The sequence below is a fragment of the Chloroflexus sp. genome (genome assembly GCF_034431535.1).
Lineage (GTDB): Bacteria > Chloroflexota > Chloroflexia > Chloroflexales > Chloroflexaceae > Chloroflexus.
In genome coordinates this window covers 55,212-80,630 of sequence record NZ_DAOUDC010000078.1, presented here as the reverse complement: position 1 = coordinate 80,630, position 25,419 = coordinate 55,212, and the positions used below count along the sequence as shown (strand labels likewise).

Genomic DNA, 25,419 nt, shown 5'->3' with positions numbered 1-25,419 from the left:
TAAACGCGCTACCCGCCGAGCACCGCCTCACGGAAGCGTTGCATCCCGATCCGGATCTCTTCGCTGCTGGTTGCATACGACAGGCGCAGATAGCCGGGTGCGCCAAAGGCTTCGCCGCCGACGCAGGCAATGTGGGCCTCTTCGAGCAGGTAGAGGTTGAGTTCATCGCTGGTCGTGCAAATCTTGCCGTTGCGCAGCGGGCGGTTGAGCAGCGCGCTGACGTTGGGGAAGACGTAGAACGCGCCGTCGGGCACGGTGCAGGTCACGCCGGGGATTTCGGCCAGCAGTTCGAGAATGAGATCGCGCCGGCGGAGGAACTCGGCAGTCATCGCCGCGACGGTGGCTTCGATTTCGGGGTTGGGCGTGTATGCCGCCAACGCCGCATCTTGCGAAATGCTGGAGGTGTGGGTGCTGGTGTGGCTCTGGATAGCCTTGATCGCCTCAATGATCGGTTGCGGGCCGGCCACGTAGCCGACGCGCCAGCCGGTCATCGCATAGGCTTTGGCAGCGCCGTTGACGACCAGCGTGCGATCGGCCAGATCGGGCGCGATGCGCAACAGGCGGGCATACGGCACATACGAAATCGCATCGTAAATCTCGTCGGTAATGATAATCGCCGAGTGATCGTGCAACACCTCGGCGAGTGCCGCCAGCTCCTCGGCGCTGTAGACCGCACCGGTCGGGTTCGAGGGCGAATTGAGCACCACAATGCGGGTGCGTTCGCTCAGGCTGGCGCGCAGTTGGTCGGGCGTCAGCTTGAAGCCGGTCTGCTCGGTTGTTTGGGGCGTGATTGGAGTAGCGCCAGCCAGTTTGACTTGCTCGACATAACTCACCCAGTACGGGGCGGGAATGACCGCCTCATCACCTTCGTCGCAGAGGGCTTGGAAGGCGAGGTAGAGGGCCTCTTTCGCGCCGGTGGTGACCGTCACTTGGTTGATGCTGTAGGTAATGCCCTGATCGGCGGTCACGCGAGCAGCCACTGCTTTGCGCAGCTCAAGCGTGCCGCCGGTAGGGGTGTAGTGGGTATGGTTGGCGTGAATGCCGGCGATGGCGGCCTGCTTAATCGGTTCGGGGGTATCGAAATCGGGTTCGCCGACGCTAAATGAGATGACCTTAATACCGGCGGCGCGCATCTGGGCGACGCGGGCGGTCATAGCGGCGGTGGCCGAGGCTTCTAGCGCGGCGAGGCGGCGGGCAAGGCGATATTCGATGTTAGCGGACATGGAACGCTCCTGTCTGGTCGGGTATAGGTAGCGCGCAGACATCAAGTGTCGCAAGTACAATTTACCTGATTATACCAGAGACGGGTGCAGGTGGCGACGGGCAACGGCGGAAGCGGGTTGGTTTCGCTGGTGTTGGAGTGCAGCAGTCACACTGCCGCACTCCATATTCTGTAAATGATACCTCTCGCCAGCGGTTACGGATCGATCACCTCTGGTATCACCCCATAACGGGCATATTCCTGTACCGCCAAATAGATCGTGCGCGGCGTGCCGTCGGGATGGACGAAGTTCCACGCATCGGGGTACGAACGGGTCAGAAAAGGTGTACTGAACTGCCAGAGGATGGTCGCTTCAAGCCACGGATAGCGCCGCGATTGCTCGTAGGTGGCGATCGTCCAGCGCAGCCGGTCGGCGGGGCGCACCGCGCCGCTCCAGCGCGGATGATCGTTGTAGCCGCCTTCGGTAATGATGATCCGCTTATCAGCGCCGCCGAGTCGGTCAAGCAGATCGCGCACCAGCTCGATACGGCGAAAATTGACTCGATCAAAGGCAGGTGTGGCATCGGGCGGTTCCAATCCGCCGTAGGCATGCACGGCCCACATATCAAAGAATGGAAATGCGCCAGCATCGGCCAGTGAAGCGAGGAATTGCATATCATCCATGCGTAACGCGCCGCCTTCGAGGCTAGGGCCGGGCGAGAGTGCGCCGGCGATGACAATGGCGTCAGGGGCGGTGGCTTTGATCGCCGGATAGACATGCTTAAGTAAATCGGTATACGCGCCGGGGTCGGGCGGTCGTTCGCCCCACTCGAAGCGCAGGTTTGGCTCATTCCAGATCACAAGATGGCGCACGCCTTGCGGTGCGTAGCGCGCAGCGAACGCAGCGGCGAAATTGGCAAAATCGGCGAAGTGATCACGGTCGAGGTAGCGGTCAGTCGTATCGGGCGGGCGGGCCCACGCCGGCACAATATCGAGCCGGGCCACAACTTGTAATCCCTGCGCGCGGGCATGAGCGATCACCATGTCGGCTCCCGTCCAATCGAAGCCGTAGCGTGAACGCGGTTGGATATAGGCCCACGGAAAGAGTTCGACGATCCAACTCGCTCCCATGTCGTGTACTTGGGCAAGGGTACGGCGAATGTACCCTTCGTCGCCAATACCGGTGAGGCGGGTATGGATCCCGATCAGAGGATTAGTTGTTATCACGGTGTGCGGCGGCGGCAGGTCGAGCGGGCGGGGCAAGCGCGGGAGCAAGAACTGTCCGCCCATCAGCACGGCCAAGGCAAGAGCGAGCAATGCGCGATGAAGCATAGGGCGGGCGTCGATGATTGTAACGGTATCGATTGCAGCGTAAATGCGCACTCGCATTGTACCATTCTTGGCGCTGATTGGTTTGGGTGTCCTGTCAAGGCCCGATGTCATTGCGAAGGGGGCGTGGTCGGTTGTCATTGCGAGGGAGCGGCGGCACCCAGCCGAGCGGGGTGCCGCGCGCCCGAAGCAATCTCCTGCTCTAGCGGCAAGTAACCCCCTCAGGGCATACCTCCCGCTCTCGCGGGGGAGTGCTTCGCCTCGCTGCGCTCGGCTCGCAAGGACAGAGGGGGACGATAGGTTCATCTTGTGCAAGGGCTGTTCATCTACCTTGCGCGGCCATACTAACCGTGCTATAAAGATGTAGGTTGTTCATTTTTGCACATTGAATAGCGACAGGAAGCATACCACTATGCGGATTGTGATTGCAGGCGCCGGCCCGGCCGGTATGGTGGTCGCGCGGACGATGGTCGAGCGTGGCCATGAGGTGATTGTGCTTGAGAAGCGGAACGTGCCCGGGGGCAAGGTGTCGGCATGGCAAGACGCCGACGGCGATTGGATCGAGAGCGGATTGCACGTTTTCTTCGGCGCATACCACAATCTTCTCGCCTTCCTTGAGCGGCACGGCTTGGGTGATACCTTCAATTGGAAGCCAGCCGAGATGATCTTTGCCTCCGAGCGCCATGGGCTGGCCCCGATTCGCTTTGTGCCGTGGCTGCCGACCCCGCTTAACGGGTTGGCCGGTGTGCTGGCCTTCAAGCCGCTCTCGTTGGGTGATAAATTGCGCATGGGCCTAGGGCTGATGCGCGTGATTTTTGGCGATCAAAAGTACGTTGACGAGCAGGATAACGAGACCTATGCCTCGTGGCATCTTCGCCACGGTATGGGCCAGCGTTCGATCGACGAAGTGATGCACACGATGGCGCTGGCGCTCAACTTCCAGCGTGCCGATCGCGTTTCGGCCAAGCTGCCGCTGACGGCGATGCTCCACTTTGCCCACGAGAAAGAGGCGCCGCGCATGGCGTTGGTCAAAGGTTCGCCTGACACCAACATTTGGCGGCCCCTGATTGCGCAGATCGAGCGGCTGGGTGGCCGGGTTGAGCTGAATGCGCGGGTGGCGGCGCTTGAGTATGACGCTGAGACGAACCAGGTCAGCGGTTTCCGGCTCGATGATGGCCGCCTGATCACTGGCGATGTGTATGTCTCGGCGATGCCGGTGCATAATCTGCGGAAAGTCATTCCGCCGGCGCTGCGCGAGCTGCCCTATTTTGCCAATCTGAGCCATCTGAAGGGTTCGCCGGTGATTACGATGCAGCTCTTCTTTGACCGGCGCATCGCCGGGGTTGATAACCTGCTGTTTAGCGCTGGCAGTCATCTGAGCGTCTACGCTGATATGGCGATGGTAGCGCCGGAGTATCACAAAGGTGAACGTAGCATCATGCAGTTTGTGGTCGCGCCGGCTGCTGAATTGATCAATCTGCCCGACGATGAGCTGGTGCAGTTTGTGATGAGTGAGTTTGTCCGCTTGCACCCAATTGCCCGCGAAGCTAAGCTGCTCAAGCACACGATTGTGCGCATTCCCAACTCGGTGTATCAGGCCTTGCCGGGGGTTGATAAGTACCGGCCTGATCAGGCAACGCCGGTGCGCAACTTCTTCCTTGCTGGCGATTACACGCGCCAGCATTTTCTGGCCTCGATTGAAGGGGCGGTGATTAGCGCCAATCGCTGCATCGAGCGGATTACCGAAGCGCAAGCGCGGGGCGATCTAATGCTGCAACCGCAAATTCTCGCCGCAGCCGACTGAGACATCCCGTATACTGATGGTAGCACATGCTCCACCACCCGTTTGCCAGAGGGCGGGTGGTGGATTTGGATTAGCGGTTGTCTATCTGCTAAAGGGCCGCCATGCTCGCTATCGACACCTTACTCAATGGTCATTACCGCATTACCGTCGCGCTCGATGCCTATCCTGACGCCGAGCTGTACCGCGCGATCGATCAGCGTTCGTCGTTGCGCGTGCTGATTACCGCATTGCCCCAACCCAATCAGGCTGCGGTGGATGATGTCTTGCGGCTGGCGCGCGAGCTGGCGCAAGTGTATATGCCGGGGTTGTTGGCGCTGCGCGACTATTTCGCGTTCGATCAGGTGTGCTATCTAGTGGCTGATGATCCCGGCGGTGCTGACCTTGAGCGGTTTGCCCGCGAGCGCGGCGCGCCGCTCCCCGAAAGCGAGACGTTAGCGATCGTTGACCGGCTGTTGCAGGTGCTCGAACGCTTGCACGCCCATCAGCCGCCGCTCTTGCTTGGCGATGTGCGCACGTGTGATTTCTGGTCGTCACCCGAAGGCGGGTTGAGTCTGGCCCCGTTTGCTTGCGCGCGCCACGTGGGTTTTGAAGCCACGCCATACCGCGCGCCTGAGCTGTACGATCATTCGGTTGAGCCAGCGAAGGTGAGCGATGTTTATGCGATTGGCGCTGTGCTCTACCACTTGCTGACCGGTTGGCCGCCGCCGCCGGCTCATCAACGGCAGGCTGGCGTGCCGCTCAATGCGCCGCGTGCGCTGAACCCGCAGGTGTCAGTGTTGGCCGAGCAGCTTACGTTGCGGGCGCTCGAACTGAAGCCGGCCAATCGCTATCAGCGGGTGAGCGAGATGCGCAGCGCGCTTGAGACAGTGCGGCTGATGGCCGGGCGACCGATGGGGGCGATGTCCCCGGTTGAGAAGATGGTCGCGGTTGCGCCGACTCCGGCTACGCCAGCGCCGGTGGTGCCAACCCCAGCCGCGCCAGCGCCTATTACGCCAACCCCGGCCACGCCGGCGCAACCGGCGCCGGCGCCGTTGCCGCCGGCGCCACCACCCGCTACTGTTCCGGCAGGAGCGACCGCAACTGCTGCCGCACCGTCGCGTCTCATTAGCACGTCGTGCCTGCTGGCTATCGTCGGCGGGTTGGCTGTGATTGCGCTGGCTGTGTGTATGGTGGTTGCCGTGCTGGTGGGTCTCTACATAACCAATAGTTCGCTATTTGGCTGGATCGGCGGTGCAGCAGCGATGGCGCCGACCGTGCCGGCCTTGCCTACCCCAACCGCGGCTACGGCGGTAGAGTTGTTGCAGCAAGTGGAAGCGATTACCCAAACGGCCCAGTTGCGTGAAGATGGGCTAGGGGCGGCGGCTTACAGTCCCGATGGCCAAGTGGCTGCGGTGGCCGTGGGTGCAGTGGTGCAGTTGCGCAATGCCGAGACGCTGGTGTCGCAGACGACGCTCAATGGCCATACCGGTGATGTCAGCGCGCTGGCGTTTAGTCCCGACGGTGCGATCCTCGCTTCCGGCGCGCAAGATGATCCGGTCGTGCGGTTGTGGGATGTGCGTAATGGCCGTGAGCTAGCCCAATTGCGCGGCCACGAGGATTGGATCCGCTCGTTGGCCTTTAGCCCCGATGGCCGTCTGCTGGCTTCGGGCAGCGCCGATCGCACGGTGCGCATTTGGGATGTGGCGAGTGGGCAGACGTTGGTTGTGCTGCGCGGCCATGCCGATCTGCTCGGTAATGTTGCGTTTAGCCCTAATGGTCAACGCTTGGCCTCGGCTTCGCGTGATGGGACGGCGCGTTTGTGGGATGTTGCCAGCGGGCGGCAGATCGATACCTTTCGTTTCAACGCACCGGTTGACCCGCAGAGCAATACGCCCTTCTGGTTGACCGGGATCGCTTTTTCACCTGATGGTCGCCAGCTTGCGGTTGGTTCGATCAACGGCAACGTCTACCTGCTCGACGCCGCAACCGGCGATGTTCAACGTGAGTTGCGCGGTCATGACGGTTGGGTCGTCATTCGTGGTGTCGCCTATAGCCCCGATGGTCGTTTGTTGGCCAGCGCCAGCCTCGACGGCAGCGTGCGCTTGTGGAACCCGGCCAACGGCGCCGAGCGCGGGGTCTTGCGCCAGCGCGGTTTGCGGCTGCTAGGGTTGAGCTGGAATCCAGATGGCAAACGGATTCTTGCCTCAAGCGATATGGGTGGCAATTTGGTGGTTTGGAATGCCGATACCACCGAAGTCATCCAGAGCTTTCAGGTCACGCAAGGGGTGGTGACTGGGGTGAGTTATGGGCCAGACGGCAGCCTGCTGGCGGCAAGCGGCGCTAATGGCGCGGTGCGAGTGCATGTGTTTGAGAGCGGGCGAACCATCAGTCTTGACGGCGGGGCGGCGACGACGCGCTATATCGAGTTTATTAGCGATACCGAAGTGGTAGCGATCAGCGAAGCCGGCGAGATTGTGACGATCGATCTGACCAATCGCCGGCCCAACGAGCCATTGAGCGGCATGAATGGGTTTCCGCTCAATCTGGCAGTAAGCCCTGATCGCAGCCTGATCGCCGTCGGCAACGAGCGCGGCGAGGTGTCCATTTGGGAGACTGCGAGTCGCCAGTATCTCCGCCGGCTGAGCGGGTTGGGCGGGCCGATCTATGCCCTTGCCTTTAGCGGGAATGGCGCATATGTAGCGGCGGCCACCAATCAACCCGCCGATGCGCCGCAGATTGCGGTCTGGGAGATGGCCCGCGGCGGGAATCCGCAGATCTTGCGCGGCCACAATGGCCCGATCACGAGCATCGTTTTTCACAATACCTTGCTGCTTAGCTCTAGCAGCGACGGTTCGTTGCGGGTGCGCGACGTGGCAAGCAATAATGCGGAAGTGTTTCAAATGAGCTTGCCCGCTGATCGCGGTTGGGTGAGCAGTATGGTAGTGACGTTTGATGGCAACTTGCTCATTGTCGGCACGATCAGCGGTCATTTGGCATTCTACCGCTTTAGTGACGGTGAACTGCTGCGCGAAATCGATCTTGCTACCGGTGCAGTACTGGCGGTAGCGATTGCGCCGGATGGTTCGCAATTGGCGGTCAGCACTCGCGATGAGGGGATTTTGCTGTTTGATTTGAACCCGGTGAAGTGACACGGGTTGGATCCGCTTGGGCGTCTATTCGCTGCGAGGATGGTCAGCGCGATGCTCTGCCCGCACCGCGGCGAAGCCATCCCCCGCGAGCACGGGAGGTATGCCCTGAGCGGGCTGCTTGTCGCCAGAGCAGGAGATTGCTTCGGGTGCTGCGCGCCCTCGCAATGACAACCGGACACGCCCCTGCTCCCCCCTCTGTCATTGCGAGCCGCCAGAGGCGGCGAAGCCATCCCCCGCGAGCACGGGAGTAACCCGCTGAGGGTTCGTTCGCGCCGAAGCGGGAGATTGCTTCGGTCGCGCGGCACCCCGCGGAGTGGGGGCCGCCACTCCCTCGCAACGACAGACGGGTCAGATGTCATTGCGCACCCTCGCCGTCCCCGCCGCCACATTACTCCCTCGCAGTATCTGGGTGTCTGGTTGCCAACCGCTCAAGCTGTTCCACCGCTGCCATGACCCCGCCTTCCAACCGCATCTGGTTGGCGATATCTTCGGCGCGCGCGCGTCGGTTGGGCGATAGCGCCTGCTGTAATGCTGCGCTGAGCCGTTCGACCGTGAGTTCGCCCACTGGCAGCGGGGCCGGATTGGCGCCGGTGAGATGCGCGCGCCATGCCCAAAATGGCTGATCGGCGGCAAATGGTACGATCACTGCCGGCAGGCCGGCGCGGAAGGCGGCGGCGGTGGTGCCCGCTCCGCCGTGGTGGATCATCGCAGCGGCTTGGGGCAGCAGCCAGTCGTGGGGAATGTCACCGGCGAGGTAGATGTGATCGGGCATCCGTTTCGGCAGCAGATTGCCCCAACCGCGCTGCACGATCCCGCGCTGGACGGTGCGCCGGAGGGTCTCGATCACGATGGTCGCAATCCGGGTTGTCTCGCGGCTCGCCATGCTGCCAAAGCTGACCACCACTGGCGGCGGCCCGCTAGCAAGAAAGGCGGTCAGATCGGGCGGCGGTTGCCAGTGTGGCTGATGGAGTTGCCAAGTGCCGGTTTGTCTGCTCAAAGGCGCGGTTCCCGGTGGTACTAGCACCTTGCTGTAGGCCAGCAAGAGCGGAATGGCGCGGCCCGGCGCGGCCCATGGCAAGCGCGGCGGGCCGATGTCGGGGTGGCGCTGGCGCAAGATGCGATAGGCCATACTTTGACTGATACGAAAGACGTGGTGGGCAAAGACGTGGCTCAACCGCCGCCAGTGAAAATCCATCTGGGTGGTTGGCCACATCAGGTTGGCCAGCTCGGCTGGCGGATCGAAGAAGGGAAACAGATCGACCGCGCATTCGGGAATGCTGTAGTGTTGTGCGTACAGATGGCCGAGCGCGACGGTCAAAAAGGTATGGACGATCAGATCGGCGGATTTGGCGGCCTGTTGAATCCGGCGCGCGACCTCCGTCCCTAGCGGCAAGGCGAACCGGTAGATGATGCTGATCAGGTGCAATGGTCGGCCACGCGCTTCATCGGCCATCTGGCGCGCAAGTTGTTCGATGTCTCCCGGCAGGGGTACGAAGGCGATCTGGTGTTCGGTGGCAAGCTGGCCAAAGCGCTTCGGTGCGGCCAAGACTGGCTGGTGGCCGGCAGCGCGCAGCGCCGCTCCCAGTGCGACAAAGGGCTGGACATCGCCACGGCTGCCGTAGGTGAGCATTAACACGCGCATAGATGATTGCTCACTCCGCTTCCATCGCCCGCAGATACTCTTGGTCAAATTGCCAGAGCAACCCTTCCGATTGGGCGTATGGGCCGGGCCGGTATGCGCGTGAGCTAACCCCTTGCTGCGAGAGTTCGCAGACATGCCAATCTTGCCGGTTGGTGCGATCCCAGAACGCCACAGCGTCAGCAGGGTCAAAATCGGCGGCAGCCATCACTTCCGGCGCAAAATACCATTCGCAGATGACGGTGGTGACATCGGGCCGGCGCGGAATGAGTTGGTGCGCCATCACGTAGTCGGGGTGCAGACTGAGCAATAGGTTGGGAAAAATGGAGTAGTAGTAGACACGCCGTTGATCTGCCGCGACGAGGCCGGGCAGCGGCGGGCGGCGGGTGTGGCCGTCGAGAGTCATGCTTTCGTGGGTCAGTTCCATATAGCCACCCAAGAAGGGGCCGCTGGTCAAGTCGTTGCGCCCGCTCTGCCATGGCGAGATGGCCACCAGTTCGGGGTGGATCAGCGGGCAGTGGTAACATTCCGAATAGTTGGCAACGATCAGTTTCCAATTGGCCGCCACTTCGTAGACGATCTGCGCGCCGCGTTGGAGGCGGGCCACTTCCCATGCCTGAAACTTGCCGATCAACGGTGCAAAGGCGTGGGCGAACGGGGTTGGCTGATCGGCCAACGACACAAACACAAACCCGTCCCATTCGGCGACGGCGACGCTGATCAAGGGCCAGTCTTCACGCCGAAAATCGGGTGCATCTTGCATATAACGGGCCGTCGCCAGTGATCCATCGAGCCGGTACGTCCAAGCGTGGTACGGGCAGATAATGCTCTCGCTGAGCTGGCCGTACGCCTCGGTGCAAAGCCGCGCCCCGCGGTGACGGCAGACGTTATAATAAGCGCGGAGTTGGCCGCTCTGATCGCGGAGCAAGATCAAGTTTTCGCCAGCGACCTCGATTAAACGGTAATCACTAGCAGCCGGTACATCGGCGCTGCGTCCGGCGCAGACCCATTGGCGGGCAAAGATGCGCTCTTGTTCGCGGGCAAACACTTCCGCCGAGGTGAAGTAGAAACCGGGCAAGGTGTACGCCGGACGATCCAGCGAAGCGCGCACAAAGGTGGCCATACCCAAATCCTTTCACATGCGGTATAATGCCGTTTGAAAAGAAACCTCTATCGATTATCCAGTGGCGAAGGAGGGACGAATGTTCAACCCGTTCAAACGGAAGGATCAGACGCAATCCGAACCGGAAGGTCGCGTCCCACCGGGACAATACGTTACCGAGAAGTTTCCGGTGCTGCACTATGGAACTGTCCCTCAGTATACCAATGTTGACGAACAATGGGATCTGCGCTGCTGGGGTGAATTAGCTGAACCGGTGCGGTTTAGCTTCCGCGAATTCCGCGCCTTGCCGACCGTTACCATCAAGACAGACATTCACTGCGTGACGCGCTGGAGCAAGCTTGATACGGTGTGGGAAGGCGTTAGCTTCCGCGAGTTCTTGCGCCATATTCCGCCGCTGAAGCCATCGGCCCGGTTCGTGGTTGCCCATAGCGAGCAGGGCTATACCGCCAATTTACCGCTCGATGTGTTGCTCGATGATGATGTGCTGCTGGCCTATAAGTATGATGGGCAAGAGCTAGCGCCGGAGCATGGCTATCCGCTGCGCTTGTTGGTGCCGAAAAAGTACTTTTGGAAGAGCGCGAAATGGCTACGCGGCTTAGAGCTCCTCGATCACGATCGGCTTGGTTTCTGGGAACGCTACGGCTACAGCAACAGCGCCGATCCGTGGCGAGAAGAGCGGTATGCCGACGATTGACGACCACGATGAGCGGATTGCGGCGGCTATTGCTGAGCAACAGGCATTGCGCCAGCGCGTTGTGTTGCGTGATGCGTTTGGTGAATTGCGCTTGGTGGCCGGCGTTGATGCCGGTTTCGTGCAAGATGGCGCTGTGATCCGCGCCGCAGTAGTGGTGTTGCGCTTTCCTGAGCTGGCGCCGGTCGATTATGCGCTGGTGTACCAGCCGGTGACGTTTCCTTATGTGCCGGGCTTGCTCGCTTTTCGCGAAGCGCCGGCGATCATTGCTGCGCTCGACCGGTTGCGCGAAGCGCCCGATCTCGTGATCTGCGATGGGCATGGTATTGCCCACCCGCGCCGATGCGGGATTGCTTGCCATATCGGGGTGTTACTCGATCTCCCAACGATTGGGTGCGCCAAGCAACGGCTGGTTGGTCGCTTTACCCCGCCCGTGCCCGAACGTGGTGCGCGTTGTCCGCTTTCCGATGGTCACGAGCAGATTGGTTGGGTGCTGCGCACGCGCGCCGATGCCCAACCGGTCTTTGTCTCTCCCGGCCATCGTGTCAGTCTCGATCGCACCCCTGAGCTGGTGATGGCCTGTACCACGCGCTTTCGCCTGCCCGAAACTACCCGTTTCGCCCACCGCTTGGCTTCCCACGGCCAGTTGCCGCTCGTTTGAGCTAAGAACGTACAAATTGGCGGCAATTTCCGCGCATCTTTTGCCCACTTCGCGCGGTTTCTTTAGTAGAGCGATCAAACTACGGAGAAACTGCCGTGCGTTGGTGGGCAATAATCACAATCTTGCTCGTGCTGGCCGGAACGTGGCTCCAGCCGCTTCAGGCGCAACCGCCGTTGGTGCTGATCAACGAAGTGATGCACAATCCGGGTACTGGCCCAGAATGGGTTGAGATCTACAATCCCGGCCCGTTGCCGGTCGATCTGAGCGGCTGGCGGATTGATGACGTGATGATTGGCGGCCCCCATACCCTGATTGCCGAGGGAACGTTCATCGCGCCCGGTGGCTTGGTGGTGGTGATATTAACGAGCGCCATTCTCAACAACGGCGATCCTGATCAGGCGCAGTTGAGTAATCGAGCGGGCCAGATCATAGATCAAAGCCCCTTGATCGTCGTCCCGCGCGATCAAACCATTGCCCGCCAGCCCGATGGCAGCCCCTATTGGCAGGTTGGCGCACCGACGCCGGGAGCGTGGAATAGTGGCGAGCCGCCGGTGCCTGCCGCAACGGCGACAGTGGCAACCTCCCATCCCAGTCAGTCTCCTGAGGAGGAGGATAATGGCTTCCACCCTAGCCCTCCGTCGCTGGAAGAGGGTGAAGATGTGATAGCGACCGCAACGGCGACGAGCACCGCGACCGCAACGGCGACGAGCACCGCGACCGCAACGGCGACGAGCACCGCGACCGCAACGGCGACGAGTACCGCGACCGCAACGGCGACGAGTACCGCGACCGCAACGGCGACGAGTACCGCGACCGCAACGGCGACGAGTACCCCGGTTGCGGCGTTTGATCAGGTCATCATCAACGAAATTGCGGCGGCTGGTGAGAATGAGTGGATCGAGGTCTACAACCGTGGTCTGACCGCGGTAGACCTCAGCGGGTGGGTGGTGGAGCGGGTGAGTGCGAGCGGGAGTATGGTGCGCCGCGCGCTGCCGGTGGTCATGATCCAACCCGATGCCTATCTGGTGGTGGAGGTGGCGAAAGGGAGTTTACCCGACAGCGGCGCGCGCCTGACGTTGTTCTGGGGTCAGACAGCGATGAATGCACCGGTAGAATATCCGGCGCTGATGGCGGCAACGGTCTATGCCCGGCAGGGAGACGCGGCGCTAGCGTGGGCTATCACCACTGTGTCAACGCCGGGTGCGCCGAACCCGATCCCAGAGCCGGCAGACACCGTGACAGCGACGAGCACAGCATTAACATCACCATCTGCCACGCGCACGCCTTCAGCGACCGTTTCCAGTCCCAGCCCTCTCCCGGCAGAGGGTAGCCCTTCCCCACTGGAGGAGGGGGAACATATGACGGCGACACCCAATCCGACCCCTGTCGCGGTATTTGATCAGATCATCATCAACGAAATTGCGGCGGCAGGCGATAATGAGTGGATCGAGCTGTACAATCGCGGCACTACGCAGGTTGATCTAACCGGCTGGGTACTCGAGAGGGTAAGTGGCAGCGTCGTGCGGCGTTATCTGCCGTCCATAACGATCCTGCCCGGTGATTATGCACTGGTTGAGTTGGCGAAAGGGAGTTTGCCCGATAGCGGCGCACGCCTGACCCTGTTCTGGGGGCAGACAGCGATGAGCGCACCGGTAGAATATCCGGCGCTGACGGCAGCCAATGTCTATGCCCGATTGGGAGATGGCGCTGCCACATGGGCTGTCAGCACCGAGCCGACACTGGGTGCGCCAAATCCAATCCCGGAACCGGCAGCGCCGGCGACTCCGTCTATCCAAGCCCCTCCCACCGCGACGCGGACGCCGGCTGCCACTCGTACACCGACCGCGACGCGGACGCCGGCTGCCACTCGTACACCGACCGCCACTCGCACACCGACCGCCACTCGCACACCCACCACGACCAAAATACCAACGGCTACTCGCGTGCCAACGGCAACGAAAACTCCCACGGTTACTAAGACGCCGACTGTGCTGCCGAGCGCTCTGCCAACGCCGTGGCCGGTAGGGAGCATCGTGATCAGTGCGCTACTGCCAGCGCCGGTGACCGGTGAGAGCGAATGGGTTGAAGTAACCGGTTATTATGCCTCGCCGATCAATCTACGTGACTGGTTTTTGAGCGATGCGAGCGGCCAGCGCCTGTCATTGGCCGAGCAGGAATTAGCGCCGGGGGCGACGGTGCGTATCCTGATGACGCGCGCCTTGCTCAATAACGGCGGCGATACGGTCATGTTGCACGATCCGTCAGGGACGGTGATCGATACCTTCACGTATACAGCGACAACAGTTGGTCAGATCATTTGGCGTCGATCAGATGCAGAGGCGAGTCAGCCGAGTAGTGCGCAACCCGGCGCTGATCCGCCTTCGCTTGTAGTGGCGGCAACCGAACCCGTGCTCACGCCGATGGCACCCCAACCGCCAGCCGAACCTCGACCGGCTTCGCTCTTGCCGCGGTCGCCGGCAGCCGCCTACTTGAGCGCCACGCTTCCGCTCCCGGCGCCAACCCGCTTGCCCACGGCGGCAGCGGCCTGTGCCGATTGCGCGCAACCAGCGCGGCCATGGTCACGGATGGCGGCAGCAGCGTTAGGTGTTATCGCCTTACTGCTGTTTGTTGCCGAACCAACACCGGCAAAGGCGGCACAAAGCGATCAGGATATGCTATAATCTCACAACACTGGTGCCGCCATCCGCTAAAGCGATAGTTCAGAGAGGAACCCCCTATGAAAGATCTGCCTACCCTCATCAGTGAACGGTTAACGCAGAACCTGTGGGGAGTTCTCGGTAATCAAGGCTATATCCTTGGCATCGACCTCGGCAGTTACGGCTTGCGTGCAGCGCTAGTCGATCTGCAGCATCATACCTATCATAACGCTGCCATTGAATCAGTAGATCACGAAGACCCTGAAACCACGGTGACGAAGGTCATTGCGTTGGTGCAGGACTTGATGGCGCGGGAAGGGGTAACGGTCGATCGGTTGGTGCGGGTGGGGATCGGCTTCAGCGGGCCGGTTGATCTGCGCCATGGGACGGTGCGGCTGGCACCGCGGCGGCCCGGCTGGGAACATTATCCGTTGCAAGAGCGGTTTGAGCAGGCGTTTGATGCGGTTACGCTGATCGATAACGATGCCAATCTGATCGCGCTCGGTGAGGCGACGTTTGGGGTTGGCAAAGGGTGCCAGCACCTCTTCTACTTTCACCTGAGCACCGGTGTCGGCGGCGGCGCTGTGTTGAATGGCCGGCTCTACCACGGTGCTCATTCGATGGCCGGTGAGATTGGCCATGCGGTCGTGGGCCACGGTTGGGATGGCGGTGGCCGGCCAGAGACGCTCGAGGAATTGGTCTCAATCAGCGGTTCGTTACGGCGCGCAAATGCAGCCGGGATGGCCGCCGAACGGCTCGAAGACATTTTCAGCGATCATCCAGTGGCGCGCCGGGTGGTGCAGCATACGATTGATCTGATGGCGACTCGGATCGCGCAGGTCATTGCGTTGCTCGATCCCGAAATGGTTGTGCTCGGTGGTATTGTGGTGCGTATCGGTGGCGAGCCGTTTGTTGAGGCGATCGCCGCGCGGGTCAATGACTTCATTGCGCCCCAGTTTGCGCGCCCGGTGCCGGTGGTGGCTTCAGTGCTCGGCCCCGATAGCGTTGCCATCGGCGCAGTGGCGATGGCGCTCGATAGTTTGTCGGATTAGGCACCAGCAAGGTTGGCGGAGTTGGCTGCCAATGTGGCCATATCGCCGGCATGGCAGGATGCGTGCTGCGATTACTGATCGCCAATGCTGCGCTTGCCCATTGTCCGCCGGTTCCAACCGCAATCTCCCGTCACGCCTAATGCTCGCCTTGATTTGCGCGTAGCGCCGAGCAATGCTACAATATGGGAAGCTATATCGTACACCCTACGGATAGCAGGGAGGCAAGTAAGGCCTCTCTGTTTCCTGTTGTCTGTAAGTGTCATGGGGGCTGCATGGACGCGAAGGTGATCGTCTTTGGCGAAACGGCTGTTGATCGCTTGCTCCAGTGGCTACGAGCGAGCGGCGAGCCGAAAGATGTGCGCGAGCTGTTGTTGCAATACCTTGAAGTCTTAAGCAAGCTGGTGATGGAGGAGAGCGAATGACCGCCACGACAGGAACGTTGGCCGATGAAGTATGGCGGCTGATGACCGCGCAAGGCATCCTCTTCGCCGTTGATGCCCCTATCCGCCAGACGTTGCAGAATCTGGTCGAGTTTTTTGCCACGCGGTGGCAGCGCGATCCTGCACAGGTGCGCGCCGAACTCGAAGCGGCGCTGGCGGCTGACGAGCGCTTTATCCGCGAGGAGGTCAATAGCCAAGTGATTTTTGTGACCTCCCGGCAAGGGCGTTACGTTCCCCGTGATACGACCGATATCCACACCTTCAAGCAGCGCCTCTATGAACCGGAGAAGCCGCTGTCGATCGATGATTTGAGCGTGGTGGTTTCAACCTCTCGCCCGGCGATTACGACGGTCGAGCCAGTGTATATTTCCGATTACTGGATCGAGCAGATCCGGTTGGTGACAACCAAAGCTGCCGAGCACGAACCGGTTGTCGAGACGCCAGCGCCGGTTGAACCAGCTCCAGAGGTTGCATCGGTGGTCGCCGAGCAGCCAGTCGTAGCGCCGGCAACGCCGGTGGCCGTCGAACCGCCGTCAGCAGAGCCGATGATTGCCGAAACAGTAGCGTTGCCTGTTGAGCTGGTTTTTGCGGCTGAACCGATTGCGGCTGAGCCGGCCCTGCCGCCGGCTGCGCCTGCTGAACGCAGCACAATCTTGGTGGTTGATGGCATGGCTATCGATCTGAGCCGCCCGCCAGCCGAGATTGTGGCGGAATATGGCCCGACCCTTGAACGGATTCTGGCCGAGCGGCTGGAACAAGATCCGCTCCGCCGGATCGTTAGCTTTGGCCGGATGCATTATCCGGAAGATAAACTGACGAGCTTCGGCAAGAATGATTTGCGCAAGATCCGCGATTACATTCTCGAACGCAACGAGCCGTTGCTTGATACCGAGATTGTCGCTGATCTGTATTATCACAATCCTCGCCAGTCTGACTATGAAGGCTTCCGCTTCTCGCTCAACTACCGGTTGTCACGCGAGAAGGATTTTGAGTTTGTCGGCGTGGAAGGGGCGAATATCTGGTCTGCCAAGGGGTTGCCGGCGATTGGCTCGAAGCGGGTGAAAGCGGCGGAGATGGGCCAGTTGACGGCGTATCTCATCGAGGGCTTCGATGATAGCCTTGCTGAGCAGAGCGCCGAGTCGATTATGACCAGCGGCAGTGTGACCCGCCTCTTGACCTTCTTCGAGTGGGAGTTTGGCGTCCTGCCGCTCGATGCGGCGCTGGCAGCTCTCTTGCCGAAGCCGGTCTTCTCTGAACAGCGCAGCGCAGTGCTCCGCTTCGAGTCGCCGCAGCACTTTGGTACCTATCTGGTCGAAGTGCGCTATCCGACCGGCAATCGCGGCGGCTGGCTGCAAGGGCTGGAAGATTTCTTCCGCGAGCACCTTGTGCCCGGTGCGCTGATTACGATTAGCCGCGGCGAGGCTGTGAACGTCTTTACCATTACGTATGAAGAGGCGAGCGAGACGACTGGCCGCCTGTTGACGCTCGATGAAAAGAAGAATAAGTTCGCGTTTGCGAATATGACTTTCTACTGCGCCGTCGATGATGATCTGCTGCCAGAGCAGAATCGTTACGGCAAGCTGCGCAATCTGAAGGCGTCCCCCATGGGTGAGCGGCGGAAGGCCGAGATGATTCTCGAACACGTCTGCGAGACGATGGGTGAGCGTGGCGGCAGCCGCGAGCAGCCAGTCTACCGGGTGAGTTTCGCTGACATTTTCATGGCCTACAATGTGCTGCGTCCAGCCTCGCGTTTCTTCTTGCTGGCGCTGCTGGAGAACCATCCGGCAATTGCCGCCGATCCCGCGGCTGAGGGTGTCTATCTCTTCACACCGCCACAAGAGGAAACTGATGAGGCCAAGGCCGTTGAGGAAAACGAGGATTTGCCCGTCCAGCCGGCTTTGCGCCGCCGCAGCGGTCGCTATATCGAGGAAGATGAGTAAGCGACGTTGCTGCGTATCGTTACAGTAGCTAAGCTGATTTAACGATGGAGAGACGTTGCTCGGCAACGTCTCTCCATCCCTGTAAGGTATATGATGACCCCAACTTTTGCCGAGCGGGTTGCCCAACTTGATGCCACTGAACAGGCTCCGACCCGCCTCGATCTGAAGCTGCTTGCGAATCTTGGTCCAGAGAGTGTGTATATCTTCTGGGAACAGTGGCAGCGGTTTGGCCTTGACCGGCGGCGGCATATTATGCGCTTGTTGGCCGAATTAGCCGAAGAACAGGTTCGGCTTGATTATCGGCCAGTGTTTCGCGCCTGTTTGGCTGACCAAGACCCTGAGATTCGGGTGCTGGCGATCGAAGGCTTGTGGGAAGATGACCACGAGCAGATGATGGATCGACTGATCCGGATGATTCACGACCCAGCTGGCGAGGTGCGCGCCGCGGCTTTGCTCAGCCTTGCCCGGTTTGCCTACCGCGCCGAAATTGGCGAGCTGGCCCTTGAGGCATGCGAGCGGTTGCACACGGCGTTGCTCGACGCCGCCGATGATCCTGAGCAGCCGCTTGAAGTGCGGCGACGAGCGATTGAGGCGCTGGGGTATTTTGCCGGCTCGCGGGAGGCGCAGGCTGCGATCGGGCGGGCTTATAGCATGGACGATATCCTGATGCGCGAGAGTGCGGTCTTGGCGATGGGTCGCTCGATGCGACCAAGCTGGTTCCCCTATATCGAGCGCGAGTTGAAAAGCCCCTCGCCAGCACTGCGCTACGAAGCGGCGCGCGCCGTCGGCGAGATTGGCGAAGATGGCCGTGAGTTGTTGCCTTCGCTCTTGCCGCTGGTTGACGATGATGATACCGAGATTGCGCTGGCGGCGATTTGGGCGCTCGGCCAAGTCGGCGGTCCTGACGCGCGCCGGATTCTCAAGCGCATTGCCCGGTCGCGTGATGAGACCCGCGCGCAGGCGGCGCAAGATGCCCTCGCTGAACTCGATCTTGATACCCTTTGAGGCTGTATGCCGCTCGTTACCGAACACGTCGCGGCCTTGCCCGGCGGCTATCGCCATGTCGTGCTGTCGCCGCATCTCGATGATGCAGCGCTTTCCTGCGGCGGCTTGATTGCGCGCGCTACCGCCGCTGGCGAATCGGTGTTGGTGGTGAATGTCTGTAGCGGCAGTCCGCCGCCAGACACGCTGTTTAGCCCCTTTGCTCAATCGTTGCACGAACGCTGGGGGTTGCCGCCGGCAACGGTGGTGGCCCAGCGCCGGGCCGAAGATGCCGCAGCAATGCGCATCCTCGGTGCGGATGCGCTTCTGTGGCCGGCGCTTGATGCGATCTATCGCCGGCCTGATACGTACTTCAATGAGACGAGCTTGTTCGCCGTTCCCGCAAATGACGATCCGCTCGCCGAAGATGTCGCCAATCTTGTTGCGATGTTGGCGCAGCGTTATCCAGCCGCCGCTTTCTATCTGCCGTTAGCGGTGGGGAGGCACGTCGATCACCAGTTGGTCTTTGCCGCGGCTACGGCTGCGCTGCTTGCGCGCGGCGCTGCCTGCTGGTATTACGAAGATTTTCCCTACGCGCGTATCACCGGCGCGGTCGTGCAGCGACTGGCGATGATTGGGCAAGAGCGCTATGCGCCTCATCCTATCCCGCTTGATGAGCCGGCGCGTTCGGCTAAGATTGCCGCGATTGCCGCGTATGCCAGCCAATTGGGGGTGCTCTTTGGCAGTGCCGCGGCGATGCCGGCGGCGGTGACAACCTATGCCGAGCAGGTGGCATCGCCGTCGCTGCGTTACGCCGAACGGCTGTGGGTGCGGCTATGAACAGGCAGTGGCAGGTTACTGAACCCTCTCCGACCCAGTGGGATGCGTTTGTCGCTGCCCATCCCCAAGGCAATTTGCTACAGGCCAGCCCGTGGGGGGCGCTGAAGGCGCGGTTTGGCTGGCAGTACCGGCGGTTGGTGGTGGCCGATCGGGCGGGCACGATGGTCGCCGGCGCCCAGATCCTCTTCCGGCGCTATTACGGGTTGGCGTTTGGCTACGTCCCGCGCGGGCCGCTCTTGGCCGGCGATCCGGCGATTGATGATCTGTTGCTGCGCGCGCTGCGCTGGCTGGGTTGGCAGATGGCGGCGGTGCTGATTCGGCTGGAGCCGAATGTGTTGGAAGATGCACCGGAGGCCAGCGCGTTGATGGCATGGCTGAGCCGGCAGCGGCTGCCGATGGCAGAGACGATCCAACCGCGCAGCACTATTGTGGTCGATCTGCGACCGGATGAAGAAGCTCTGTTTGCTGCCTGCTCGAAAGGCCACCGCGCCGATATTCGCCGCGCTGAACGTCTTGGTGTGATGGTACGGGTGGGATCAGCCGCTGACTTGCCGACGTTTTACGCTATCATGCAGGCGACTGGGGCGCGGGCCGATTTTGGTATTCACAGCGCCGAGTATTACGCTGCGGCATGGCAGTTGCACCAACCGCGTGCGCGGTTGTTGATCGCCGAATTGAACGGTGCGCCGGTGGCGGCCCATCTGGTGTTTGCCGATGCGCGCTATGGCCGTTATCTCTACAGTGGTGCGACCGCAGACGGGTTGCGCAGCGGCGCGAACCATCTGCTCGAATGGCATGCGCTGCGGTGGGCGCGCGAATTGGGGTGCATCGGCTACGATCTGTGGGGAATTCCTGATGCGTTGGGCCGGGCCGCATTCGCTCCCGATGAATCAACCCGTACCGCGCTCGAACAAGCCGCGCAGCATGATCCGCTGATTGGCGTCTATCGCTTTAAGAAAGGCTTCGGCGGGCGTGTGGCGCGGTTCGTCCCCGCGTTTGATCTGCTGCTGCTGCCGCCGCTTTACCCGCTGGCCCGGCGGAAACTGGCCGGGTAATGGTTGGCAGTCTTTGACGATTCAGCCCTAGAAACACCGTATGATCAAAACGCTTGCTGACCTCTTGTCTGGTGTCGCCGTTCAACACGTGATCGGCGACCTGGCCGTTCCCATCCGTTCGCTCGTCTATGATTCGCGCCGGGTTGAGCCGGGCAGCTTGTTTGTGGCGATTCGCGGCCAGCACAGCGATGGCCACCAGTTCCTTCCCCAAGCGATCAGCCGCGGCGCCGCTGCTGTGGTGGTCGATCAACGCCATTGGCAAGGGCCGGCCCCAGCCGGCGTGCCGGTGGTGGTGGTGGCCGATAGCCGGGTGGCGCTGGCTCCGCTCACCGCCGCGTTCTACGATTATCCGGGGCGAGCGATGGTCACGATTGGCATTACCGGCACCAAAGGCAAGAGTACCACAACCGATCTGACCGCGCAGCTCTTGGCTGCTGCCGGGCGAGCGGTGGGAATGATGAGCACGGTTGATTTTCAGATTGGGGCGCGGCGCTGGCCGAACGACACCCGCCAGAGTACGCCGGAAGCGCCGGAAGTGCAGGCGCTGCTGCGCGAGATGGTTGCCGCCGGTTGCGATACGGCAGTGATTGAGGCGACGTCGCATGCCCTTTCGCCGCGCTGGGGCCGCTTGGTCGGCTGCGCCTTCGCCGTGGCGGTGATGCTCAATGTTGGTCACGAGCATCTCGATTATCACGGCTCGTTTGAACAGTACCGTGCCGATAAGGCGCAACTCTTTGCCCTGCTCGCCGAACGCACCGGCCCAACGTGGGCAATTGCCAATGCCGATGATCCCAACCATCACCACTTTCTCGCCGCCGCTCCTGCCACTGCGACTCGCCTCCGCTACGGTCTGAACGAACCGGCTGAGGTGCAGGGGCGGCTGCTCCAGAGCGGACCGATGGGCAGTGTGGTGCGCGTGTCGTCACCGTGGGGCGAGGCTGACCTCACGGTACCGTTGCCCGGCCGCTTCAACGCGAGCAATGCGCTTGCCGCGCTGACGGTGGCGCTTACGCAGGGCATTCCGCTGGCAACGGCAGCCGCGGCGCTGGCCGGCGTGCGCGCGCCGCGCGGGCGGATGGTTCCGGTCAATGCCGACCAGCCGTTTAGCGTGATCGTGGATTATGCGCATAACCCCGATTCGTTTGAGCAGATCTTTGCGATGCTCCGGCCACAAGTGCAAGGCCGGATGATTGCCGTCTTTGGCAGCGCCGGCGAGCGCGATGTCGCCAAGCGTGCCATTCAGGGCGAGATTGCTGGCCGGATGTGCGATCTGCTGGTGTTGACCGATGAAGATCCGCGTGGCGAGGATCGCGAGGCCATCATTGCCCAGATTGCTGTCGGGGTTGAACGGGCCGGCAAGCGGGTCGGCAGCGGCTACCTCTGTATTCCTGACCGGGCGCAGGCGATTCGGGCAGCGCTGGCAGCGGCCCGGCCCGGCGATCTGGTGTTGCTGTTGGGGAAAGGCCACGAAGGCAGTATCATCTACGCCGATCACCCCATTCCGTGGGATGAAGAGGGTGAGGCGCGACGGGCGCTGGCCGAGCTGGGGTATGGCAACCACGCAGAGATGCAAGAGTCTTCACGGGAGCCGCGCTGATCATCTTCCAGCTCTGTCATTGCGAGCCGCGCTCCGCCCAGCAATGCAATCCCCGGCGAGAACGAGCGGGATGCCTGAGAGGGTTTCTTCCGCTGTCGCAGGAGATTGCTTCGGTCGGGCGGCGGCCAGCGAAGCTGGAAGCCGCCCGACCGAAGCAATGACAGATAACCCATGTCATTGCGAGCCGCGCTCCGCGCGGCGAAGCAATCTCCCGCGAGGGCGGGAGCCAACAGTGTTATATAATAACCATCGCTCAATCTTGCGCCCCTTGTTCACGGCTCTTCAATATCATGATCGACCTCGCCCCCCACAACCCGCACACCCTGACTATCGCCACTCCGGTGATCGCTGCTGCCGGTAGCCTTGGCGATGTGGTCAGCGTGGCGCGCTGGCTGGGGCTGGCGCAACCTGAGACCGATCATGGCCTTGGCGCGATTATTTGCCCAACCGTGACGGTTGCTGGGAGGCGCGGCCAGCCGCAGGTGCTGGCTACTCCCGCCGGTGTACTCTACCATCATGGCGGCGCGAGTTTAGGTGTGAAACATGTGCGCGAGCGGTTGGCGCCCCGCTGGGCCGGTTATCACGTGCCGGTGCTGGTGAGCGTTGCCGGCGCTGATGCGGCGGCGGTTGCCGCCGAACTCACCGATGTGCTGGGTATCGCCGGATTTGAGTTGGCGCTGCCGGCGCTGACTGCCTCTGAAGCTGCCCAGCGGGTTATGGCTGTCCGTCGGGCCACGCTGCTTCCCCTCCTTGTCCGGTTGCCCGGTGAGCTGCCCGATCCGGTGGCGGTGGCGCAGGCGAGCATCGTCGCCGGCGCTGATGCGATTGCGCTCATCGGTGGGTGCCTGTATGCCTCAAGCTGATGGCAGCCTTGTCTATGGCCGCCTTGGCGGCCCAGCGATCTTTCCGATTGCGTTGCGGTTGGTTGCGGCAGTGGCCGCTGCGGTGGCGGCGCCGGTAATTGGCATAGGTGGTGTGGCCACACCGGAACATGCGCGGGCGATGCTCAATGCCGGTGCGCGGGCAGTGGCGCTGACCAGTGCGTTGATGGCCGATCTGCGTCGCGCAAAGACGATTGCCGCGGGGCTATAGGCGGCGATTTTCACCGCCAGCGCACCTCATGCACATGCACGTGTGCCGGTTCACCGGCTCCTTGTTGGAAGATGTCGAGCCGGAGGTTTGTTGTTGGCAGCGGTTGCGGCAGATCAAACGTCACTGTCGGATCTGGTGGCAGGCCGCGGTATGGCTGGCGAAAGGCATGGGTTTCGCCGTCAGGGGTGGTCACGGTCACGGTTAAGTCGAGATCCATGGTTCCTAGCGCCAGTTCGATCCCGCTGATCGGTTGGGGATTGGCAAAACGCAGTTCGATCACGAGCGGGTTGGCTTCCAGACCGCGCGCAAGGGTGTTTGGATCACCATCGAAGAGATTGGCGATACCGCCGATGTCAAACCGTGAGTGCGCGACGATCAGCTCTTGCCCGCCAACCACGAGTGGCTCTTCCACCAATGCAGCGCGCGTGGCCCGTTCGGCGGCAAGAATCTCGTCAATATTGGCGACATATTCCAGCCGCGCTACGTAAAAACCCGGTCTCCCATCTGGGTAGGGAATGATCCGCTCAGGCGGCGTGATGATGAACTTACCGCTTTGCTGCGCGCGTTCGTATTCGGCTGCCGTCATAATGAAGAGATCGCGTTGCTGGTCGAGATCACGGCGTTGATACAGATACCCGTCGATGGTGATCAGTTCAATGCGGCGACGTTGGGCTGGGGTGAGGAAAAAATCGACAAAACTGTTCGGGTTATTAGCCCATGCGGTTGATACGCGCAGAATCGTTTGCGAATCGCGGGCCAGCAAAGCGGGGATCGTCTCGACGAAGAGCTGGTGCGTGCCGTACTGCATCCCGTACAGGCCGTAGTCGCGAAACCAGAGCGGCCCGCCGAGCACGGCGGTGCGTAGCATCACCAAACTGCTGAACGCTACGGTGATCCCGAACAGCAGCGTGACGAGGCGTTGCCAACGGAGGGTGAGCCGTTCGATCAGGAAACTGGCCCCGATCACGGCTAGCAGAGTCGCGGGAATGACCATCGCCAGCGTGCGGGTGATGGCAATCCCCACCAAGGCGCTGCTGAATGGCGCGGCGAGGAGCGCGATAATTGGCAAGCGGTAGATCGATTCGCGCCAGCGCCACATGCAGATCGCCAAGCCAATGAGCACAAATGGCAGTAGGAAGAGCGGGAGATGGCCGCTATCGGGAAAGCGATGGCGGTCAAGGTCAACCGTGTTGGGCCAGAACCAGTAACGTGGATCGAGGCCTTGGTCGTAGGTGGTGACAAACCGCTCGATCTTCGCGGTGAGTGGCAACGGTTTCAGCCAATACGAATGGAGCGTGCGCAAATGTTCCACTGTCGCGTCGGGCTGAAGCCAACGGAAACGAATCAGTGGCACAAGTGCGAGTGCGAATATCCCAAAGGCGAGCCAGAGCCGTTGGGGTGGGCGGCTAAGATGGTAACGGATGTCGCTGAGGAATAAGAGCACGCCGCTGACCAACATTACTCCTTGCCCGTTGGCATAGCTGTAGAACGTCGCTGCGCCAAACAGAATTGCGGCCACTATCCAGCGGTCATCATAATACCGATAGGCCATGTACGATGCCAGAAACCCGGCATAGCACGCAACCATCAAGACCGTCTCGAACGCAGTGCGCGAATGGATAAACCACGCCGGCATTGCGCAGAGTACGAGAATGCCGAGCCACCAGTGCCGGTTGTGGTAGCCAAAGCGGAGCAGCGCCGCAATACTGAGTGGAGCGAGGAGGCTGGCGAAGACCGATGTGGCGCGGGTGTGCCAGATCGAACTGTCGAATCCGAAGAGGAGAATGCTGAACGCATGCAGATAGACGCTCAGGCTCAGATTCCACATGCCGGCGTTTTGAAAGTAGGGCGGGAGCCAAACACCGTTGCTGTCGCGAAAGCCGTTGGCGACCAGATCGCGGGCCAACACCCCATGGATCGCTTCATCGCAAAAGAAGTAGATGGGAAACGCCGTCAGGTTGGCAAGGCGGGTGTAGAGGTACAGGGCAAGGCTGGCGAGTAGCAGAAACAGCTCGCCGCGGGTGGTGTGGCTGAGCCAGCCTGATTGCGTGAGAGGTTGAGCGAACCACGGGATCGTAGGGGCCGCAGGTGCGTTTGCGAGACTCATATAGGTTGCGATAATGTAAGGGTTGTTTTTAATGATAGAGCGATGGTGCGACCATATCTATGAGCATCTTCGCTTACAGGCC

The 25,419-nt window shown here is 61.4% G+C and carries 19 protein-coding genes; 14 read left to right on the top strand and 5 right to left on the bottom strand.

The window, feature by feature from the left end; all coding sequences use genetic code 11:
- Window positions 1-8: 8 nt before the first annotated feature.
- Window positions 9-1,223 (bottom strand): pyridoxal phosphate-dependent aminotransferase, encoded by a 1,215-nt coding sequence (locus tag U9R61_RS19810; protein WP_322490537.1) that lies wholly within the window; start codon window positions 1,221-1,223, stop codon window positions 9-11.
- A gap of 194 nt (window positions 1,224-1,417) precedes the next feature.
- The gene (locus tag U9R61_RS19805) at window positions 1,418-2,590 is read right to left on the bottom strand and encodes a hypothetical protein (RefSeq protein WP_322490536.1); all 1,173 of its coding nucleotides are present in this window, start codon (window positions 2,588-2,590) and stop codon (window positions 1,418-1,420) included.
- Window positions 2,591-2,942: 352 nt separating this feature from the next.
- On the opposite strand from U9R61_RS19805, the gene U9R61_RS19800 reads away from it, so the two are divergent.
- Together U9R61_RS19800 and U9R61_RS19795 are read left to right on the top strand one after the other, a co-directional pair.
- A complete protein-coding gene (locus U9R61_RS19800) occupies window positions 2,943-4,334 on the top strand; it encodes an FAD-dependent oxidoreductase (RefSeq protein WP_322490535.1) in 1,392 nt (463 codons plus the stop codon).
- A 101-nt stretch (window positions 4,335-4,435) separates the two neighbouring features.
- Window positions 4,436-7,462 (top strand): serine/threonine protein kinase, encoded by a 3,027-nt coding sequence (locus U9R61_RS19795; protein ID WP_322490534.1) that lies wholly within the window; start codon window positions 4,436-4,438, stop codon window positions 7,460-7,462.
- A 388-nt stretch (window positions 7,463-7,850) separates the two neighbouring features.
- Here U9R61_RS19795 and U9R61_RS19790 read toward each other — a convergent pair whose 3' ends face one another.
- Entirely contained in the window at window positions 7,851-9,104 is a 1,254-nt protein-coding gene (locus tag U9R61_RS19790; RefSeq protein ID WP_322490533.1) for a glycosyltransferase, read from the bottom strand.
- 10 nt (window positions 9,105-9,114) lie between these two features.
- Window positions 9,115-10,224 (bottom strand): aromatic ring-hydroxylating dioxygenase subunit alpha, encoded by a 1,110-nt coding sequence (locus tag U9R61_RS19785; protein ID WP_322490532.1) that lies wholly within the window; start codon window positions 10,222-10,224, stop codon window positions 9,115-9,117.
- A 79-nt stretch (window positions 10,225-10,303) separates the two neighbouring features.
- Here U9R61_RS19785 and U9R61_RS19780 point away from each other — a divergent pair, with 79 nt between their 5' ends.
- The 12 genes from U9R61_RS19780 to U9R61_RS19725 all read left to right on the top strand — a co-directional run bounded on the left by U9R61_RS19780 (window position 10,304) and on the right by U9R61_RS19725 (window position 23,230).
- Entirely contained in the window at window positions 10,304-10,918 is a 615-nt protein-coding gene (locus U9R61_RS19780) for a sulfite oxidase-like oxidoreductase (RefSeq protein WP_322490531.1), read from the top strand.
- Window positions 10,905-11,576, top strand: a complete 672-nt coding sequence (gene nfi / locus U9R61_RS19775) for a deoxyribonuclease V (RefSeq protein WP_322490530.1) — start codon at window positions 10,905-10,907, stop codon at window positions 11,574-11,576. The genes U9R61_RS19780 and nfi overlap by 14 nt, the downstream gene beginning before the upstream one ends.
- A 95-nt stretch (window positions 11,577-11,671) precedes the next feature.
- Window positions 11,672-14,257 (top strand): lamin tail domain-containing protein, encoded by a 2,586-nt coding sequence (locus tag U9R61_RS19770; RefSeq protein WP_322490529.1) that lies wholly within the window; start codon window positions 11,672-11,674, stop codon window positions 14,255-14,257.
- A 56-nt stretch (window positions 14,258-14,313) separates the two neighbouring features.
- Window positions 14,314-15,285 carry an ROK family protein gene (locus tag U9R61_RS19765; protein WP_322490528.1) on the top strand — a complete coding sequence of 324 codons (972 nt, stop codon included), beginning with the start codon at window positions 14,314-14,316 and terminating at the stop codon, window positions 15,283-15,285.
- Window positions 15,286-15,557: 272 nt separating this feature from the next.
- Complete coding sequence (locus tag U9R61_RS19760; protein ID WP_322490527.1) at window positions 15,558-15,707, top strand: hypothetical protein; 150 nt, start codon at window positions 15,558-15,560, stop codon at window positions 15,705-15,707.
- Window positions 15,704-17,665 carry a hypothetical protein gene (locus U9R61_RS19755; RefSeq protein ID WP_322490526.1) on the top strand — a complete coding sequence of 654 codons (1,962 nt, stop codon included), beginning with the start codon at window positions 15,704-15,706 and terminating at the stop codon, window positions 17,663-17,665. Before U9R61_RS19760 ends, U9R61_RS19755 begins: the two co-directional genes overlap by 4 nt.
- Before the next feature lie 93 nt (window positions 17,666-17,758).
- Complete coding sequence (locus tag U9R61_RS19750; RefSeq protein WP_322490525.1) at window positions 17,759-18,670, top strand: HEAT repeat domain-containing protein; 912 nt, start codon at window positions 17,759-17,761, stop codon at window positions 18,668-18,670.
- A gap of 6 nt (window positions 18,671-18,676) precedes the next feature.
- Window positions 18,677-19,486, top strand: coding sequence for a PIG-L family deacetylase (locus tag U9R61_RS19745; RefSeq protein ID WP_322490524.1), 810 nt, complete (start codon window positions 18,677-18,679; stop codon window positions 19,484-19,486).
- The gene (locus tag U9R61_RS19740; RefSeq protein ID WP_322490523.1) at window positions 19,483-20,541 is read left to right on the top strand and encodes a lipid II:glycine glycyltransferase FemX; all 1,059 of its coding nucleotides are present in this window, start codon (window positions 19,483-19,485) and stop codon (window positions 20,539-20,541) included. Before U9R61_RS19745 ends, U9R61_RS19740 begins: the two co-directional genes overlap by 4 nt.
- A 40-nt stretch (window positions 20,542-20,581) precedes the next feature.
- Window positions 20,582-22,138: a UDP-N-acetylmuramoyl-L-alanyl-D-glutamate--2,6-diaminopimelate ligase gene (locus U9R61_RS19735; protein WP_322490522.1), complete on the top strand. Its 1,557-nt coding sequence runs from the start codon at window positions 20,582-20,584 to the stop codon at window positions 22,136-22,138.
- Between the two features lie 290 nt (window positions 22,139-22,428).
- Window positions 22,429-23,001, top strand: a complete 573-nt coding sequence (locus tag U9R61_RS19730; protein ID WP_322490521.1) for a hypothetical protein — start codon at window positions 22,429-22,431, stop codon at window positions 22,999-23,001.
- Window positions 22,988-23,230, top strand: a complete 243-nt coding sequence (locus tag U9R61_RS19725) for a hypothetical protein (protein ID WP_322490520.1) — start codon at window positions 22,988-22,990, stop codon at window positions 23,228-23,230. The genes U9R61_RS19730 and U9R61_RS19725 overlap by 14 nt, the downstream gene beginning before the upstream one ends.
- A 10-nt stretch (window positions 23,231-23,240) precedes the next feature.
- Here the strand turns inward: U9R61_RS19725 and U9R61_RS19720 are convergent, their stop codons facing one another.
- Window positions 23,241-25,337 (bottom strand): hypothetical protein, encoded by a 2,097-nt coding sequence (locus U9R61_RS19720; RefSeq protein ID WP_322490519.1) that lies wholly within the window; start codon window positions 25,335-25,337, stop codon window positions 23,241-23,243.
- Window positions 25,338-25,419: the final 82 nt, after the last annotated feature.

Bases quoted from the DNA above. Each gene is read 5' to 3' on its own strand.
- U9R61_RS19810 (WP_322490537.1), bottom strand. From the start codon at position 1,223: ATGTCCGCTAACATCGAATATCGCCTTGCCCGCCGCCTCGCCGCGCTA.
- U9R61_RS19805 (WP_322490536.1), bottom strand. From the start codon at position 2,590: ATGCGAGTGCGCATTTACGCTGCAATCGATACCGTTACAATCATCGAC.
- U9R61_RS19800 (WP_322490535.1), top strand. From the start codon at position 2,943: ATGCGGATTGTGATTGCAGGCGCCGGCCCGGCCGGTATGGTGGTCGCG.
- U9R61_RS19795 (WP_322490534.1), top strand. From the start codon at position 4,436: ATGCTCGCTATCGACACCTTACTCAATGGTCATTACCGCATTACCGTC.
- U9R61_RS19790 (WP_322490533.1), bottom strand. From the start codon at position 9,104: ATGCGCGTGTTAATGCTCACCTACGGCAGCCGTGGCGATGTCCAGCCC.
- U9R61_RS19785 (WP_322490532.1), bottom strand. From the start codon at position 10,224: ATGGCCACCTTTGTGCGCGCTTCGCTGGATCGTCCGGCGTACACCTTG.
- U9R61_RS19780 (WP_322490531.1), top strand. From the start codon at position 10,304: ATGTTCAACCCGTTCAAACGGAAGGATCAGACGCAATCCGAACCGGAA.
- nfi (WP_322490530.1), top strand. From the start codon at position 10,905: ATGCCGACGATTGACGACCACGATGAGCGGATTGCGGCGGCTATTGCT.
- U9R61_RS19765 (WP_322490528.1), top strand. From the start codon at position 14,314: ATGAAAGATCTGCCTACCCTCATCAGTGAACGGTTAACGCAGAACCTG.
- U9R61_RS19760 (WP_322490527.1), top strand. From the start codon at position 15,558: ATGGACGCGAAGGTGATCGTCTTTGGCGAAACGGCTGTTGATCGCTTG.
- U9R61_RS19755 (WP_322490526.1), top strand. From the start codon at position 15,704: ATGACCGCCACGACAGGAACGTTGGCCGATGAAGTATGGCGGCTGATG.
- U9R61_RS19750 (WP_322490525.1), top strand. From the start codon at position 17,759: ATGACCCCAACTTTTGCCGAGCGGGTTGCCCAACTTGATGCCACTGAA.
- U9R61_RS19745 (WP_322490524.1), top strand. From the start codon at position 18,677: ATGCCGCTCGTTACCGAACACGTCGCGGCCTTGCCCGGCGGCTATCGC.
- U9R61_RS19740 (WP_322490523.1), top strand. From the start codon at position 19,483: ATGAACAGGCAGTGGCAGGTTACTGAACCCTCTCCGACCCAGTGGGAT.
- U9R61_RS19735 (WP_322490522.1), top strand. From the start codon at position 20,582: ATGATCAAAACGCTTGCTGACCTCTTGTCTGGTGTCGCCGTTCAACAC.
- U9R61_RS19730 (WP_322490521.1), top strand. From the start codon at position 22,429: ATGATCGACCTCGCCCCCCACAACCCGCACACCCTGACTATCGCCACT.
- U9R61_RS19725 (WP_322490520.1), top strand. From the start codon at position 22,988: ATGCCTCAAGCTGATGGCAGCCTTGTCTATGGCCGCCTTGGCGGCCCA.
- U9R61_RS19720 (WP_322490519.1), bottom strand. From the start codon at position 25,337: ATGAGTCTCGCAAACGCACCTGCGGCCCCTACGATCCCGTGGTTCGCT.